10 protein-coding genes are annotated in these 16,178 nt (G+C 49.1%); 1 reads left to right on the top strand and 9 read right to left on the bottom strand.

Going from position 1 to position 16,178, the window contains the following annotated elements:
* Window position 1: 1 nt before the first annotated feature.
* Both ING2E5A_RS06835 and ettA read right to left on the bottom strand, forming a co-directional pair.
* Window positions 2-1,594 (bottom strand): DUF5686 family protein, encoded by a 1,593-nt coding sequence (locus tag ING2E5A_RS06835; RefSeq protein ID WP_071136773.1) that lies wholly within the window; start codon window positions 1,592-1,594, stop codon window positions 2-4.
* A gap of 24 nt (window positions 1,595-1,618) precedes the next feature.
* The gene (ettA, locus tag ING2E5A_RS06830; protein ID WP_071136772.1) at window positions 1,619-3,298 is read right to left on the bottom strand and encodes an energy-dependent translational throttle protein EttA; all 1,680 of its coding nucleotides are present in this window, start codon (window positions 3,296-3,298) and stop codon (window positions 1,619-1,621) included.
* Between the two features lie 220 nt (window positions 3,299-3,518).
* Between ettA and gap the strand changes: the two genes are divergently transcribed.
* Complete coding sequence (gene gap / locus ING2E5A_RS06825; RefSeq protein ID WP_071136771.1) at window positions 3,519-4,523, top strand: type I glyceraldehyde-3-phosphate dehydrogenase; 1,005 nt, start codon at window positions 3,519-3,521, stop codon at window positions 4,521-4,523.
* A gap of 137 nt (window positions 4,524-4,660) precedes the next feature.
* On the opposite strand, the gene ING2E5A_RS06820 is transcribed toward gap, so the two are convergent.
* From ING2E5A_RS06820 to ING2E5A_RS06790, 7 genes are all read right to left on the bottom strand, one after another.
* Window positions 4,661-5,878, bottom strand: coding sequence for an MFS transporter (locus tag ING2E5A_RS06820; protein ID WP_071136770.1), 1,218 nt, complete (start codon window positions 5,876-5,878; stop codon window positions 4,661-4,663).
* Window positions 5,879-5,937: 59 nt separating this feature from the next.
* Complete coding sequence (locus tag ING2E5A_RS06815; protein WP_161941963.1) at window positions 5,938-7,011, bottom strand: FN3 domain-containing metallophosphoesterase family protein; 1,074 nt, start codon at window positions 7,009-7,011, stop codon at window positions 5,938-5,940.
* Between the two features lie 264 nt (window positions 7,012-7,275).
* Window positions 7,276-8,124 (bottom strand): endonuclease/exonuclease/phosphatase family protein, encoded by an 849-nt coding sequence (locus ING2E5A_RS06810; RefSeq protein WP_071136768.1) that lies wholly within the window; start codon window positions 8,122-8,124, stop codon window positions 7,276-7,278.
* A gap of 11 nt (window positions 8,125-8,135) precedes the next feature.
* Window positions 8,136-9,395, bottom strand: a complete 1,260-nt coding sequence (locus ING2E5A_RS06805) for a DUF4998 domain-containing protein (protein ID WP_083373231.1) — start codon at window positions 9,393-9,395, stop codon at window positions 8,136-8,138.
* 42 nt (window positions 9,396-9,437) lie between these two features.
* Window positions 9,438-10,637: a DUF5000 domain-containing lipoprotein gene (locus ING2E5A_RS06800; RefSeq protein ID WP_071138241.1), complete on the bottom strand. Its 1,200-nt coding sequence runs from the start codon at window positions 10,635-10,637 to the stop codon at window positions 9,438-9,440.
* A 60-nt stretch (window positions 10,638-10,697) separates the two neighbouring features.
* On the bottom strand, window positions 10,698-12,611 hold the full coding sequence (locus ING2E5A_RS06795) for a RagB/SusD family nutrient uptake outer membrane protein (protein ID WP_231960457.1): 1,914 nt from the start codon (window positions 12,609-12,611) through the stop codon (window positions 10,698-10,700).
* Between the two features lie 77 nt (window positions 12,612-12,688).
* Window positions 12,689-16,162 (bottom strand): SusC/RagA family TonB-linked outer membrane protein, encoded by a 3,474-nt coding sequence (locus ING2E5A_RS06790; RefSeq protein ID WP_071136766.1) that lies wholly within the window; start codon window positions 16,160-16,162, stop codon window positions 12,689-12,691.
* Window positions 16,163-16,178 lie beyond the last annotated feature (16 nt).

Here is a 16,178-nt window from a genome sequence, read left to right as displayed (position 1 = left end):
CCTACAACGTCACATCGACCCGCACCCGGCCCAGCAGGGCATCCGGATGATCGCGGTAGGTGAAGCGGTGAACATACTCAATACGCAGCAAACCAAGGAGATTCGTCAATCCGACGGTTCCCTCCACATAAGGCACGGAACCGTACCGGAAAGATCTCTCAGGAATGTCGAATAGCGGGTAAGATGAGAGCAACGGATCATTTTTGTCGCTCAACCTTCCATAAGTAGCTCGCAAGGAGATCAGCTCCTTTGCCCTGAATGCCGCCATCAACGGAATTCTTGACAATAGCAGTTCGTCACCCACAAAGGTTGTCCGAACCGTATACTGCTCATCGGCCACAAACTCCAGGGCACGGTTCAGGAAGAAGGCGTTGTTCTCGATATGGTGGCGAAACCGTTGATTGGGGTAGACCAGTAACGGAAAAGGTACTGCATTCCACACCTTCGAAAATTCTCCCACAGCATCCAATCGTCCCGTACTTCCCAGATAGAAACGCTTCTGGGCTGAAAACTCCGTCCGGTGGTACGCCTCCTCGCCTTCGGGGAGATTGGTGTAACCGATAGAGTGCGAGAGAAAAAGGACGGGGCTTGATGTATCCACAGGAATCCGTTTACGCTTTTGCTGGATATAGGCCTCCTCGAAAGAGTAGCGGAACATCAGGCCGGCCTCGGAAGTGATCAGCTCATCAAACAAGTCAACCCGACTCTCGTTGCTTCGCCGGAATAGCAGTTCTCCTTGCGGAACCAGCCTCGACCTTCTTAACCAGAGGGTATGTGCCAGTCCGTTCTTATGTTCCCTTTCATGGCTGATCTCCGCAAAGTTGCGGTAGGTCGCCTCGTTGAGCGACCTGCGATAGGTGATCAGCAGAAGATCGTTCAACGCTCGTGGATGCATCTCGCCGGGAGAGAAAAGATCCTTCTCGTAGACCAGCCGGAGATTATTCTTCAGGAACTCATCCTCGTGATACACTCTCCTGTTGAGCGACCAGATGGCCTCCCCCCGGTACTTCAACTGCTGGTCTTTAAAACCGTATGCCATATATCCCCTTACGAAGAGATGGGGATTCAACCGTGCATTGGAAGCGACTCCCGCCCGCAGACGGACACCTTCGATGGGGTTATAGGTAGGGAGGGTTTGCACTCTCCCGAAGTCGAACTTGTTGCTCTGCGGATTTCCCAGGGGAATCCAGTCACTCATTACGAAGCGGGCCGCCTTGTCAAGCAGCAGTGCGGCCTTACCGCGCTCCCTGGCTGCTCCGTCGGAAGGGGAAAGCAGACCCTTTTCATTCTCCTGCGGTGTCAGGGCGATGCGAAGCGGAAGCTCTACCAGGTTCTCCGGTGAAATATAAGTCAGGCGATACCCCTCCCCTACACTCACCAGACGCTTATTACTCAACGAGTCGGGTATATGTAACGTAAACTCCCCCAAGTTGCCGGCCACTACCCCAACCTGTGTATGCTCCACAAAAACTGCGGCATAGGGAACGGGCGTACTGTAGTGCGCATCTACGACCACTCCGCTTATCTCCCTGTATTGAGCCGGAAGCTGCAGGCTCATGAGCACCAGAAAAAAGAGGATCTGCAATCTTTTCATTTCGGGAATATTTTGGATTTCAGTTTAGAGCTTTCTATATCGTACCCTTTTCGGCTCAACGTTACCGAGGCGCATCTTCTTGTTCTCTTCGTACTCACTGTAAGATCCTTCGAAATAGAATACTTCGGAGTTCCCCTCAAACGCCAGGATATGGGTACAGATCCTGTCCAGAAACCACCGGTCGTGCGAGATCACCACCGCACATCCGGCAAAGTTCTCCAACCCCTCTTCCAATGCGCGGAGGGTATTCACGTCGATATCGTTGGTCGGCTCGTCGAGCAACAGGACATTGGCGCCGGCCTTGAGTGTCAACGCAAGGTGCAGGCGGTTCCGTTCACCTCCGGAAAGGACTCCGCACAACTTTTCCTGGTCGGCTCCCGAGAAATTGAAGCGCGACAGGTAGGCCCGGGCATTTACATCCTTTCCACCAACGCGGACAAACTCCGAACCGCCGGAGACCACCTGGTAGACGGTCTTGTTCGGATCGATCGCCTCATGCGACTGGTCGACATAGGCCGTAACCACTGTCTCGCCCACCTCGAAGGAGCCTGCATCGGGAGTCTCCATCCCCTGAATCAGCCTGAAAAGTGTCGTTTTCCCGGCACCGTTAGGGCCGATTACACCGACAATCCCGTTGGGTGGAAGCGTGAAATTGAGGTTGTCAAACAGCAGCTTCTCGCCGTATGCCTTCCTCACATTCTTCGCCTCGATCACCTTGTTCCCCAGACGGGGACCGTTCGGGATAAATATCTCCAGCTTTTCCTCGCGCTCTTTCTGATCCTGGTTCAGCAGCTGCTCATACGAGTTCAGACGTGCCTTCCCTTTGGCATGTCGTGCCTTGGGGGCCATATTGATCCACTCCAGCTCTCGCTCAAGTGTTTTGCGACGCTTGCTTGCCTGCTTCTCCTCCATCTCCATCCGCTTGGTCTTCTGTTCCAGCCAGGAGGTGTAGTTCCCTTTCCAGGGGATACCTTCGCCCCTGTCCAGTTCTAGAATCCAGCCGGCCACATGGTCGAGGAAGTAACGGTCGTGCGTAATACAGATTACCGTTCCCTTGTACTGCTGCAGGTGCTGCTCCAGCCAGTCGATCGACTCGGCATCGAGGTGGTTGGTCGGCTCGTCGAGCAACAACACGTCCGGCTCCTGCAGCAAAAGGCGGCAGAGTGCCACACGGCGGCGTTCTCCACCCGAGAGTTCCCTTACGGGTTGCTCTTCCGGAGGGCAACGGAGGGCATCCATAGCGCGCTCCAGACGGTTGTCGATGTTCCAGGCGTCGGTAGCATCCAGTTTATCCTGCAGTTCAGCCTGACGCTCGAACAGTCTGTTCATCTTCTCCTCATCTTCATAATACTCAGGCAATCCGAACTTCTGGTTGATCTCCTCATATTCGGCCAGCAGATCCATGATCGGCTGTACGCCCTCACGAACAACCTCGATCACCGTCTTGTTGTCGTCCAGTTTAGGATCCTGCTCGAGGTATCCCACCGAGAAGCTCTTGTCGGAAACCACCTCGCCCTGGTACTCTTTTTCAATTCCTGCAATAATTTTCAGCAGGGTCGACTTACCGGAACCGTTCAACCCGATAATACCGATTTTTGCACCATAGAAAAATGAGAGGTAGATATCCTTTAACACCTGTTTGTGTGGTGGAAACGTTTTGCTTACCCCCACCATTGAAAAAATAATTTTCTTATCGTCAGACATACGTGCTTATTGTGTTATCAATTCTTTAAAGCTACAAAGATAATGTTTTTTGAGGAATACCGAACAGCAGTGCAAGATGGAGATGAACAGGAGAACGAGGTAACAATTCACACTTTTTCGCACTGATAATTTCGTCAAAATAAAAACATTTAGTAATTTTGCATTCTGATTCGAAGATGGTATTTAGGAACATTCTTAACAAATAAAAACTCAGAAAATTATGATTAAAGTAGGTATCAACGGATTCGGACGTATCGGACGTTTGGTTTTCCGGGCAGCTCAAACAAGAGATGACATTCAGGTAGTAGGAATCAATGATTTGCTCGATGTTAACTACATCGCCTATATGTTAAAATACGACACTATCCATGGCCAGTTTACCGGTTCAATCGAAGTAAAAGATGGCCAATTGGTAGTAAACGGAAAGACCATTCGCGTAACAGCTGAAAAGAACCCGGCTGATTTGAAGTGGGGAGAAATTGGTGCTGAATATGTAGTTGAATCTACCGGTTTATTCCTTACCAAAGAAAAAGCGCAAGGCCATATCGATGCCGGTGCTAAATATGTTGTCATGTCTGCTCCATCTAAAGATGACACCCGTATGTATGTTTGTGGTGTAAACGAAAAAACCTACACCAAGGGTGAACAGTTTGTTTCCAACGCTTCTTGCACCACCAACTGTCTTGCTCCCATCACCAAGGTGCTGCACGACAAATTTGGCGTTCTCGAAGGCTTGATGACTACCGTACACTCTACCACTGCCACCCAGAAGACTGTTGACGGTCCTTCTGCAAAGGACTGGAGAGGTGGTCGCGCCGCATCGGGCAACATTATTCCCTCTTCTACCGGAGCAGCAAAGGCTGTAGGTAAAGTTATTCCCGAACTGAACGGCAAACTGACCGGTATGTCGATGCGTGTTCCTACCTTGAACGTTTCGGTCGTTGACTTGACCGTTCGTCTGGCTAAGGAAACCACTTACGAAGAGATCTGCGCTGCCATGAAGGAGGCTTCCGAAGGCGAACTGAAAGGTATCCTCGGATACACCAGCGACGACGTTGTCTCTTCAGACTTCATCGGTGATGCACGCACCTCGATCTTTGACGAAAAGGCAGGTATCCAGCTCAGCCCGACTTTCGTAAAAGTTATCAGCTGGTATGACAACGAATGGGGTTACTCAAACAAGGTTCTGGACCTGATTGCTCACATGGCAAAAGTAAACGGATAATCCGTTATCAGATACAATTTGAAGAAAGGCCGTTACCGCTATCGCGGTTCGGCCTTTTTCATTTTACCGGTCCAGCTTTTCAGCAGTTCCGTTGTCAGTGCAGACTGACCTGCAGGTTCATCACCTGTAAATGCCGGTTAGTTCATAGTACCCTCCGGGCTCTCCCTTTTGGTTATATCCTCCTTGAACAGGAAGATGAATCCGAGCAGGAAGAGAACCGTCATTACGAATGGAACGCTCCATACATACATCCAGTTGTATCCACCCTCCGCTGTATGGAATTGCACCACGTTACCGGCAACCAGTGTGCCCATATATTTTCCAACCCCGTAAGTGGCGAAAGCGAGCAACCCTTGCGCCGAATTACGCAACGAAGATGGAGCCTTCTCGTCCACAAACAGCTGTCCGGCAACAAAGAAGAAAGTGAAGCAGAATCCATGCAACGGCAGCACGGCATAAATGAATCCGTTGTTGCCGGTGGCTGCACTCAGGGTGAACAGCCCGTACATCATCACCCAGGCCACGATGGCAGCCACAATACTCCCCTTGTAACGTAACTTGAGGAAAAAGAACGGAAACGTGAAGAGGAAAATCACCTCCGCCACCTGCCCGAGGCTCATTGCCGCAGCCGCATTCAAGATCCCCACGTCGGTGATGAAAAGATTGGTGAAAGAGTCGTAAAACGCCAGCGGTATGCAGATCAGCATCGAAAAGAGCAGCAGGATAAGGAACGACCTCTCCCGGGTCAACCTGAAGGCATCGAAGCCGAGCAATTGCCCAACTCCTGCTTTCCCGGCACTCTTCACCGGAGCATTGTATGGCAGGCTTAACGCATAGAACCCGGAAAGTAAAGAGACTCCTGCCCCGATCAGGAAAGGGGTGGAGAAAGATTCCAGCTTCAGTGCACTGATAAGAAGTCCCGCCCCAATCCAGCCAAGCGACCCGAACAGCCTGATCTTTGAGAACTCCTTCGCCGGGCTCTCCAGGTTGGCAAACGATATGGAATTGGTCAACGACATCGTGGGCATGAAACAGATGCTGTAAAGCAACAGCACGGGGAAAAAGAGGGAGAATGACCCGATTCTGGTCAACCAGAAAAGGAGAAAGGCTCCCGTGACGTTAAGAAATGCCAACACCCTGTTCGCCGAAAAGAAACGGTCGGCAATCATCCCCACTATCACAGGCGATATGATGGCTGCTATGGCTGCAGTGCTATAGGCCAGCCCTATTTGTACACCGGTAAAGTCGAGTGTCCTTCCCAGGTAAGTTCCCATGGTTACATACCATGAACCCTGGATAAAGAACTGAAAGAACATCATGGCCGACAGCCTAGTCTTAATTGCTTTTTTCTGCATATATTTATCGATTTAATGCCTGATTAAAATATATTGACAAAAAGAAAAATCTCCCTGCCTCAACGGAGACGTTTAAAATGATGCTGTTTCAGCGGATTTCCCGACATCTCCTTTTGAGTGATCCTTATTTCAGAATCAACCTCAACATCCAGCCAGGTCTCATCATCGTTGATCAGTATCGGGAAATTGATGCCCGGCTCCTCTCCCTTGCCGATAAACCGGTAATTATGGGTGTGGCCGCACAACATCACATCAATGTCGGAACCATTCAAAACCGGTATCAATTTTTCCATCACATCCCTGGTCCCGTGCCATGTAGATGCCGTGGGGGGAATATGCATGATGACAACACGAAATGGAGCCTGCCTGAACTCCTCCGAGGCCACCACCTTTTTCAGCCACTCCGCCTGCCGGGTGCGATAGTCATCGAAGTGGGCCAACTCTGAATATTCGATATCGGAGTCAGGCTTGTCTTCCCCCCCGTCGAGAACCAGGAAAAAGACCGGACCATCCTGAAAGCAGTAGTAGAACTGGCCACTCGTGGTTGGGAAGTAATTGTAGAGGTCAACACCCCCTTTTCCCCTCGTTTCATGGTTGCCCCGTGCCAAAAAGATGGGCACCTCTTTGGCAAAAATATTGACGGAAGTATCCATGAACCGGGTAAATATCTCTTCAGGATCATTCAACATCGACACCATGTCGCCGTTGAAGATGACCAGGTCGGTATTGCTCCTGCCGGTACCTTCAAGCATTTTGAGCAGATTCTCGTTTTTACCGTGGATATCATTTACCACCTTGAATCTCAACTGGGTTTTCTTTCTGTCCAATGTTCTGAAAGCAAAGGGAGCCTGCCGATAAACATCTGAAGCTGCAACATTTCCATAAAGCACCCGATGCCCCTGGTAACTGAGGACCTCCTTTGAAAAGATCCGGTAGCGATATTCTGTGCCCGGGTCCAATCCGTTGATAGTCACTCGGTGCAGCCTCCCCACCCTCTTGCTCCCGAAAGCCGTGTCATAATATCTGGGGCGCTCATATGCATAAAAGCTGTCATCCCCTTTTGGAGCCAACTCCACCCAGGAGAGGGCATCCTTATTCGTGGTCCAGATGATGGTCACCTCATTCTCGCCCATCTTTTGCAGATATGGACCGTGTGAGATCTCAATTTCCTGGCAAAAAAGGAGAAGAGGTAAACTCAAAAAAAGAAGGAAAAAAATTTTTCTCATGGGTTCAAATATTTTTTAGTGAATTACATTTCCCTGTTGATGATTTTCAACTCTCAACGCTGCCGCTGCAATGTTAAACCGGATCGTGTGAAAATATCAGCACGAGGGTAAACGGTGGTTCACCCTCGTACTGTTATTCACGAAAATGCCGCATGGTCAGGCAACCAGGCATCATTTAACCTTTTCAACTTCAAAGACCGCCCCAACCGGAAAATGGTCCGACTCCTTGTCGGCCCAGGAGTAGATCCCGTATGAGGAGAGAGTCAGCACGTTGTCGCTTCTGTATACCAGATAGTCAATGACATTCTTGCTACCCACGAAGGTCCCCAGACAGTCTCCGGTTTTACATGGTGAGGCAAGCACTTCATATAAGATTTTCATCGGCTCGCTCGAGGGGGTGCAGTTCAGATCTCCTCCCACAATGACGGGCATCTCAATCCCCTTGACGATCTCCACCAGCTCTTTCGCCTGCAAGATACGCCATTTTTCATTGCTGGTATGGTCGAAGTGGGTGCTGATAAAACAGATATCCCTTCCCCCAACCTCAACAGTAACACGGGCGACCGAACGGGTTTCTATCCGTTGTCCTTCCCAATCGCCAGTCAGGTTATAGGCCATGGTCTCCTTGAACGGAAGTTTCGATATGATGGCATCACCATACTCTCCATCATGAAAATCCATCGCTTTTGCAAAGAACCAGTGATCCATGCCACAAAGTGCCGCCAGGTCGCGGGCTAAATGGACATCTTTTCCGTTGCGGGTGGTAAATGCATCCACCTCCTGGATGGCTACAATGTCGGGATCGACCCTCTTGATCACTTCGGCCAGCCCCTCCAGGCTTCTCACGCCTGTGCTTGCAGCGGCACCTGCAATGTTGTAGGTCATCACTTTCAGAATGGCCGCATCAGTTGTCGGTGGGATGATTACTGTTGGAGGTTCTTCAGTTGACTCTTTTCCACATGCAGCCAACAGTACAATAATGCTTAACAAAAATATCCTGTTTATTTTCATTTTTCTCATACCTTTAAATATTATCGTCCATGAATAGCCACTTCGGCAAGCGATACGTTACCATTGCTTCGGGTATTTGGCAATATCAGTTTCACATATCTGCTCTTGATATTATGTGACGTAGCATCCACCTCCCTGAGGTTTTCTTCAGGGGTTGAAAAACTGGTACTGGGGAATTCCACCCTACCTAGCTCTTTCCAGTTCTCGTTTTCCACTCCGGGATAGAAGTAGTTTTTGAATATGCTATGGTTGGTGTATGATACGGGAACATTGCCCAGCCACTTGAAATCCTCGTCGGAAAGTTGATCGTCAGCTATCGCCGGGGCATAAACAATCACAGTTTGCGTGTTGTTGTTGCTCAACCTGCGGTAAATATCAACCTTCGCAATTTCAACAGGCTCACCCATGTCAATGACAGTGGTAAATGGTGGGGGATCCCGAGTGATTTCCGGATCGAGCGGATGTGTACCTAATGTATAATTGGCGTAGTTCGAATGCCAGAATGTGTTGAAATCTCCATCAAAAATGAAGTGTGGCATATTGGCAGTCCCCGTCAGTGAGGGTTGTCCGTGCCAGGAGTTGCAATATTTGATGCTCCACCCGGTGGTTGGAAGTTGATACACTGGCGTAACATGCTGCCAATCGGTATAGAAGGTGTCCATTGCATTGGCCTCCGGCAGGAAGAAAGAACGCACATCAAACCTGTTCACTCCCAAACCGGGACACAGCGTCTCGTTTTCACCTATGGGCACATCCACCAATTGCTCCTGCCCGTTGATATCGGTATATCGCACTTCGGTACGAATCAGGTTGGCCGCTGGAGGAAACCAGGTAATTTCGCCGTTGCTGTTGTTGTTGATCAATTGGAAACTTTTTACCGACCGGTTCAGGAGAGACTTCTGGAAATATTCACCGTAAGAGTTGGCAAAACCTGTATTCCAGAGTGAATGGTTCCCGAAGATGTCGGTGGTCCGGAATTTAAACGAGTAGGATCTCTCCTCCGGAGCAGGTATGGATACCATGCCCGATCCATGCGACGGCATCGGTATGATCAGCGAATCATCATCCCAATAGAGATCAACACTTTTGATATTTGTCGTATTGGCCATGTAATACTTGAAATAGACCTGGTTGTGCCCGGCATAAAAGCTTGACTGGTCCAACTTCAATGCATACACCTTCTCTCCGCCCTTGATAAACGGCTTGTGCACCTCCATCATGTCATCGCATGATGAAAATATGGCACAGATGGCTATTAATAATAAGATATATCTTTTCATATTCCTTTTTTTTCTCGTAGCTATTACTTCTCATTAAATGCGTTACTCTTCGTATACACCATGAATGGTTATCTCAGACGGGTGAACATACGGCCTGTTTTCCCACGAAGTCATAAACCTGAACCGGATATAACGGTACGCCTCCGAGGAGATGGGGAATGAGGCTTCATGGCCGTTTAAAGCCGCCTGCCGGTCCTCATCGGTATTTACCGTGTATTGATCATTGGTACCCGAGGGTTTGACGATGGTGTAGTCAATCAACTGCGTCCACTCATCCCAGCCACCCGTGGTTGGAGCCACCTTGCTACCATACACGATGATCCGCCGGGGATTTCCCCAACCGTAATAAACGCCCGACTGTAACCGTTGAAAGAAGGTCACACGGCTTAATATGGCCGGCTTGCCCAGATCGATCGTGATGCTTACCGGAAGTGATCCGGAGTAGCTGTGGCCGAAGGTGTTCAGATCGTCATCAAACATGTATTCATCGCGCCCCTCCCAGTTTGTAAAGGTAAAATCGCCTGGCAGGTAGCCACCATCAATTTTGTAGATCGACCAAAACTTCTTGTCGAGTGTTGTTTCATGCAAAGGAGTAATGGTCCCACCATCCGGATAGATCGTATCGGAAACATTGTCCCAGTTGTCTTTGAGCACCAGTCCAAACCTCCGGGGGACAGGTTCATACCCGCGAATCCTGAAAAAGGCGGTCTCAAGATTGGAAGTGGCAATCCTCGCTGTCTGCATGATACCGTTATCGTCCTCCACCAGCATCTCTGCCGTGAGAAGCACATTGTAGAGATTCTTCCAGGAGTAGTAGGCCCCACCAAAATCGCTGGCAATTTCGACCGACTTGATGGCCTTGCTGAGCGGTGACTCCTGTGGGGTAAACTTAACCAACACCGGGTCAGACAATACCTGTGACCGGCTTACAGTGTAAAGCAATGCTTCATGTTCATTGGTGTCATTATACCCCTCTATGAGAATATTGTCACCGTAAAACGAGGTGATTGCCTCCCGTTTCTGGCCATTGCTAAGCGTATAAACTGCCTTCACAGCCAACACATCGTCGTCTGCAGGCAATTTGAAAGAGATGATCGCTCCGCCCGGGGCATACATTACCACCACATCGCTTACCGGAGCCGGCTTCCCTTTTGATTCATTGATTGGTTCGAGCTGCTTCTCCTCGCAAGAGTAAAAAAAGAGCGCAACCAATACAGCCAATAATAAGTCAATTGCTTTCATATGGAATCGATCGTGAATCATATGTTGTTCATTCTTTATAGTTAAACAGTAAAATCCAACTTACCAGCCTGGGTTTTGTACCAGTTGGGGATTATTGATCAAATCACTCTCTGGAATCGGAGCAAAGTAATCACGCAGTGTAAACCGTTTCGTGTAAATGGTTGTCGGCACATAATAGGCACTGGGGCTTGGGTCTTCCGCGGTTACATTCCATCCCTGGATGTTCCGGTTCAACTCGATATGCGCCGTCTTCCACCGTTTCTGGTCCCAATAGTCCTGCCCCTCAAGAGACAACTCCACTTTTCTCTCGCGACGGATAATCTCCCTCATTCCGCCTTTGGTCATCGGTTTATTCTTCTTGTCGGCAATGGCATACTTCTGGTAGGTCTCCACTATGCCTTCAAGCCCGGCACGTTCCCTGACCATATCCACATAACTGTAGACCTCGGGATTGACCGCAACATTATCATCTCCGGGAGTTGACTCGTTGATGGTTTCTGCAGCCAGCAGCAACAGATCTGCAAAACGCATATCGGGATAGGGATAGCTCAGATAGGTCAGTTCATTGGCATCACGCCAGCGGGTATTCAGGTTTACCAGCTTTTTGGGCCAATATCCAGTGGGGTTATATTCGTTATTGGCCACCCGGTTCGAGAACTCTGAAAAGCGGGCCATCGGAAACATGGCTTCGGCATCATTGTTCGGTTCATTATTGTAGTGGTTGCCGTACCATTTGCCCCTGTCGAAACCAAGTGCGGCATAAAACCTCAACTCACGGTCGAAGTTGACCTGGGAAGTGACCTCTCCAGGCTGAATGACGTAACGGTGCATATCGTCACCTACACGGAGAGTTTCAAAACGGGTATTGTATTTGTCGTTCTCCAGCCAGCCTTGGTCATCCTCCAGCGGGAGTCCGTTGGATGAATAGAAAAGATCTACAATATGAAGGGGCACAGCCAGCCTGGAGGTTGCATTGGCAGCCGAACCTGCTTCAAAACGTGGCAGACAGTGCCTTTGGACATTTGAACCACAGGGATATCCAGTATTTCCAAAAATCAGTTCCACGTTGGTGTTCTGTTGATCACTTACGGCGCTTCTGAGCGTATTGATAAGCAGTGTGGTGTCAGACATCGGTTTTGTCTGCATATAGTCTTCCACCTGGTAGAGGCGGATATCGTTGGCCAGGCATACCTCAATGGCCTTCTTGCAGGCTTCTGCAGCCAAACTCCATCGGGATGGATCCTTCACCTGGTTGAAAAAGGGTTCGCCCTTATGGTCCCTGAAGGTGCTATAGTCGGTATTCCCATTGAAAAGGTCGCTCGCCCAATAGGTCAAAACCCTTGCTTTCAGCGCATAAGGCACCGCCTGTGTAAATCTGCCCAGTTCGGTGGTCCGGTTAGTGATACGGTCGGGCAACGCGTCAGATGCAATCACCTCTTCGAGCAGCTCCAGAACGTAGGCAAAACAGTCATCGATTTTTTCCCTGTAAACCCGGATGCCTGTTGTGGAGGTATTGATGGGTGTGCTCTCCCTTAACGGACATATGGGGCCGTAATAGGTAATCAGGTAAAAGTGCATCCACGCCTTGATGGTTTTCACTTCGGCTATCATCCGGTCCCGTTCGTCACTTTTCAGGTCCTGGACCCTCCCGATATTGTCGAGGAAAGTATTGCATTCACGGATACCTGCATAGAGTGAACGGATGGCTGTAGCTGTACTGCCCCAGTAATTGATAACAGGTGATGTAGGATTATCTTCTCCCAACGCATGTCTCATTCCTCCGCTGGTACGGAAATTGGGGTTCATGATGATCTCCATCGAACCCAGAAAAGCTGGATTCTGATCCCATCCCGCAGCTTTGGGAAGCCCCCAGTAACATGTGGCAAGATACTGCTCTGCCGTATATCTGTTTGCAAAGGCATCATCCAGTGTAGGAATATTATCCGGAATGATGTCCAGGTAGTTACAGGACATCACCAGTGAGGCAAATATTAAACAAATACTATATTTTATAATCGATTTCATATCCGAAATTTTATTTGGGTGATTCATTAAAAATTCAGGTTCAAACCTACGTTGATAACCCTCTGTAACGGGTATCCCAATCCATTTCCGGCCATTTCCGGATCCCACAATTTGAAACGGCTCCATGTCAGAAGATTGGTTCCACTCAGATAAAACCTGCAGTTGGTCATATATATTTTCTGAGTGAAACGTTTGGGCAGGGAGTAACCAAATTCAGCCGATTTAAGACGGATGAAAGTGGCGTCTTGCATCCACCAGGTGCTTGTCTGGTTGTTGTTGGTGATGGAGTAAGTGGAGAGTCGCGGCCAGAAGGCATAGGGGTTCCGATTACTTTCAGACCAGTAATTGTCGGCTATGGCCTGAAGCACGGCATTCTGACCAATCAGTCCATCATTTGCATCGCCATCCACAAACGGCTGGATATTTCCGATGTTCAGCCAGAACGATTGACGGCCAGATCCCTGGAAGAAGAATGAAAAATCAAATCCCTTGTAGCCAATTGTAGTTCCAAAGCCGTAGTTGATCTCCGGAACCGTAGGATAGCCAATGGGAACCTGGTCCAATGCGGAGATCACCCCATCCTCATTCACGTCGCGATACTTGATATCGCCTCCCATCACGTTTCCAAACTGGGTTGGCGAGTTGGCTACCTCCCGTTCATCCACAAATAGGCGTTCTGCAATATAGCCCCAGTTCTGGTTGATACTATACCCCACTCTTGATCTCCAGGGCGTGCTGGCATAGTCGGGCTCTTCCCACTCCATCACTTTGCTGGTGGCATAGGTGAATGTGCCCCGCCCTGTTATATAGAAGTCGTTTGTAATGAACTTCTCGTAATTCAACTCCATATCCACACCCTGGCCACTGGCGACACCCAGGTTGGCCTTGATGGCGGGTATGATACCCATCGTTTGCGGGATGACACGGGTCAGCAGAATGTTTTCGCGTCTTTCATGAAAAAGATCGATATTGGCCGATAGCCCTCCCTTGACTGAAAGTTCCGCACCCACATTGGTCTTGTAGGCAGTTTCCCATCCTATCATGTCGTTTGCATAACGGGAGACGCTGATTCCGGGCGGATTGTAGTTCATCATTGCCCCCCAGTTGACGTTTCTCGACGCATTCATGTCCACTTGCGACAGATAATAGAAACGGTCGTTGTTGCTCCCGATGGCGTCATTACCCACAAGTCCGTAGGTCCCTTTCAGTTTGAATTGCGGGAAGATACTGCTCAACCCATCGAAGAACGGTTCGTTGGAGACCATCCATGCTAGCCCCACCGACGGGAAGAAACCCCACCTGTTCTCCTTGGAAAAACGTTCCGACCCGTTATACCCAAAATTGAACTCACCGAAATAGCGGCTATCATAGTTATATGCCAGACGGCCAGACAGCCCGAGATTTCGGTTCGGCAATGAGAGCAGCAGATTGTCGGCTATACCGTTTTTCTCCTGCCTCATGATGTAGACCAGCAAGCTGTTGATCGAATGTTTTTCAGCAATCGTCTTATTATACTCCAAGGCCGATTCCAGATAGAATACAGTGTTGATATTCCTGGTTCCCGGGTTGTAACGGAGGAACGGATCTCCAGACTCTGGATTCAGATTCTTGAGCGTATAGGAGTTGCTGGCCAGGTCGTACATGTCGATGCTATAATAGAATGGTGTATACTCCCTGTTCACCGTAAACTCCGAAAAACGGTTCATGTTTACCATGGTGCGGAAAGTCAGCCCCTCTGTCAACATTCCCAGATTCTGCTTCAGTTCGAACTGTGTCATCGTCATGTTTTTGCTATAGTCCCGATAACCTCTCAAAGCTTGGGCGTACGGGTTGATATAGTCGGCTGTTGCATAGTTGCCAAAAAGGATATGATCAACATATTCGAACTGTTCGTCCGGCTCGTAGAAGGGTTTGAAGTAGACCGGGTTGGCCTGCATCACCTTGCGATACATGGCTGATCCCCCGTCAATGGGTCCCCTGTAATCGTCAAATGTGGAGCTCAGGCGCATGATCAGCTCTGTGGTTTTGGTAAGATTCACGTTCACATTGGAGCGTACCGTATATTTGGTCAGGTCAATGTTGGAGTTGAAATTGCTCCTCCTATCCACCTTTAAGTTTCCATTATCTTTTGCAATGCTAGCGGCTACATAGTAACGTGCAATTGCTCCACCACCACTTACGCTGATATTGGCCCGCTGGTTGATGGTGTGGTCGTTGAACATCGCCTTGTACCAGTCAGTGGCCGGGAAAATATCGGGATAGAGACCCCGTTCAGTCATTTCAATTTTCTCGGCGGAATATTCCCTGACACCGTTTGGGTTGCGTGTCAGAACCGCTTCGTTGTGCATTTTCATGTAGGTAATAGGATCGGCCAGCTTAACCATCTGTGTTGGGGAAGAGATTGAGTTCTCGATCCTGGCATTTACCTGAACTTTTCCTTCCCGTCCCTCCTTCGTGGTTACAAGGATCACCCCGTTAGCACCCCGTGCACCGTAGAGAGCGGTAGCAGTGGCATCTTTCATGATGGAGAAGCTGGCGATATCGTCTGTGTTTAGCCTGGCCAGGTCTTCGGATGTCAGCTCCACGCCATCAATCAGGATCAGGGGATCTTTTTTGGCATCAGCTCCAAAGGTGGTGATACCGCGGATAAAAAACTGTGCGTTATCACTTCCCGGTTCACCACTGGTCTGATATGAAATGAGCCCGGCAACGCGTCCGGCAAAAGCGGTAGTAAGGTTGCTGCTTGGCACTTTCAGCTCCTTCGCATTCACCGTTGTGATGGACGAGATCACACTCTCTTTTTTTTGCCGGCCAAAAGCAACGATGGTCACCTCCTCCAGCTCGTCCACTTTCTCGGTCAAGGTGACATTTATCGTAGTCTGGTTGCCCACCTGGATCGTCTGGCTCTCCATTCCCACGAATGAAAAAACGAGCTTATCTGATGAACCCGCGGCAATTGAATATGTTCCATCTATATCCGTGATTACACCTCTCGTTGTTCCCTCAATGGTGATGGTTACACCGGGGAGAGGTTCTCCTTTTTGGTCTACAACCTTTCCTCTCACCGTACCTTGTTGTTGTACGGCAAAATCAGGGATTCTCTTTCCGGTCTCCTTCGACGAGTTTTCCAGCTCATCCTGGTAAATAACCACTTGATCTTCCAGAATCCTGTATGAGAGTCCAGTGTCTGACAAGATACTTTTGAGAATCTCCTCTATATTTTCAGAATCGGCGGTGAGATTGACCCGCTTTTTGATGATCTTTTTCGCATTTCCTGCGAAAAGAAAACGGTAGTTGCTGTTGTTCTCCAGCTCTTCACAAATTTCTTTGATCGAGGTGGACTTGACACTGATTGTAAACTTTTTTTCCTGGGAATAGCTACCATCAGCATAAGAGAAGAGCACGCAGAAAAACAGTAATAACAAGGTTATTCGCATGATCTTTAGGGTCTGCTTCAAATTATTGAGGGGTTCTCTCCCTTCAATAGGAAATCTGTCCATACCTTTGTAATGATTT

This window comes from Petrimonas mucosa (assembly GCF_900095795.1).
GTDB lineage: Bacteria > Bacteroidota > Bacteroidia > Bacteroidales > Dysgonomonadaceae > Petrimonas > Petrimonas mucosa.
The sequence above is the reverse complement of the archived record's forward strand: the minus strand, read 5'-3'. Positions and strand labels throughout refer to the sequence as shown.

Excerpts from the sequence above, each read along its gene's own strand:
- ING2E5A_RS06835 (WP_071136773.1), bottom strand. The coding sequence starts at position 1,594 with ATGAAAAGATTGCAGATCCTCTTTTTTCTGGTGCTCATGAGCCTGCAG.
- ettA (WP_071136772.1), bottom strand. The coding sequence starts at position 3,298 with ATGTCTGACGATAAGAAAATTATTTTTTCAATGGTGGGGGTAAGCAAA.
- gap (WP_071136771.1), top strand. The coding sequence starts at position 3,519 with ATGATTAAAGTAGGTATCAACGGATTCGGACGTATCGGACGTTTGGTT.
- ING2E5A_RS06820 (WP_071136770.1), bottom strand. The coding sequence starts at position 5,878 with ATGCAGAAAAAAGCAATTAAGACTAGGCTGTCGGCCATGATGTTCTTT.
- ING2E5A_RS06815 (WP_161941963.1), bottom strand. The coding sequence starts at position 7,011 with ATGGGCGAGAATGAGGTGACCATCATCTGGACCACGAATAAGGATGCC.
- ING2E5A_RS06810 (WP_071136768.1), bottom strand. The coding sequence starts at position 8,124 with ATGAGAAAAATGAAAATAAACAGGATATTTTTGTTAAGCATTATTGTA.
- ING2E5A_RS06805 (WP_083373231.1), bottom strand. The coding sequence starts at position 9,395 with ATGAAAAGATATATCTTATTATTAATAGCCATCTGTGCCATATTTTCA.
- ING2E5A_RS06800 (WP_071138241.1), bottom strand. The coding sequence starts at position 10,637 with ATGAAAGCAATTGACTTATTATTGGCTGTATTGGTTGCGCTCTTTTTT.
- ING2E5A_RS06795 (WP_231960457.1), bottom strand. The coding sequence starts at position 12,611 with ATGTCCTGTAACTACCTGGACATCATTCCGGATAATATTCCTACACTG.
- ING2E5A_RS06790 (WP_071136766.1), bottom strand. The coding sequence starts at position 16,162 with ATGGACAGATTTCCTATTGAAGGGAGAGAACCCCTCAATAATTTGAAG.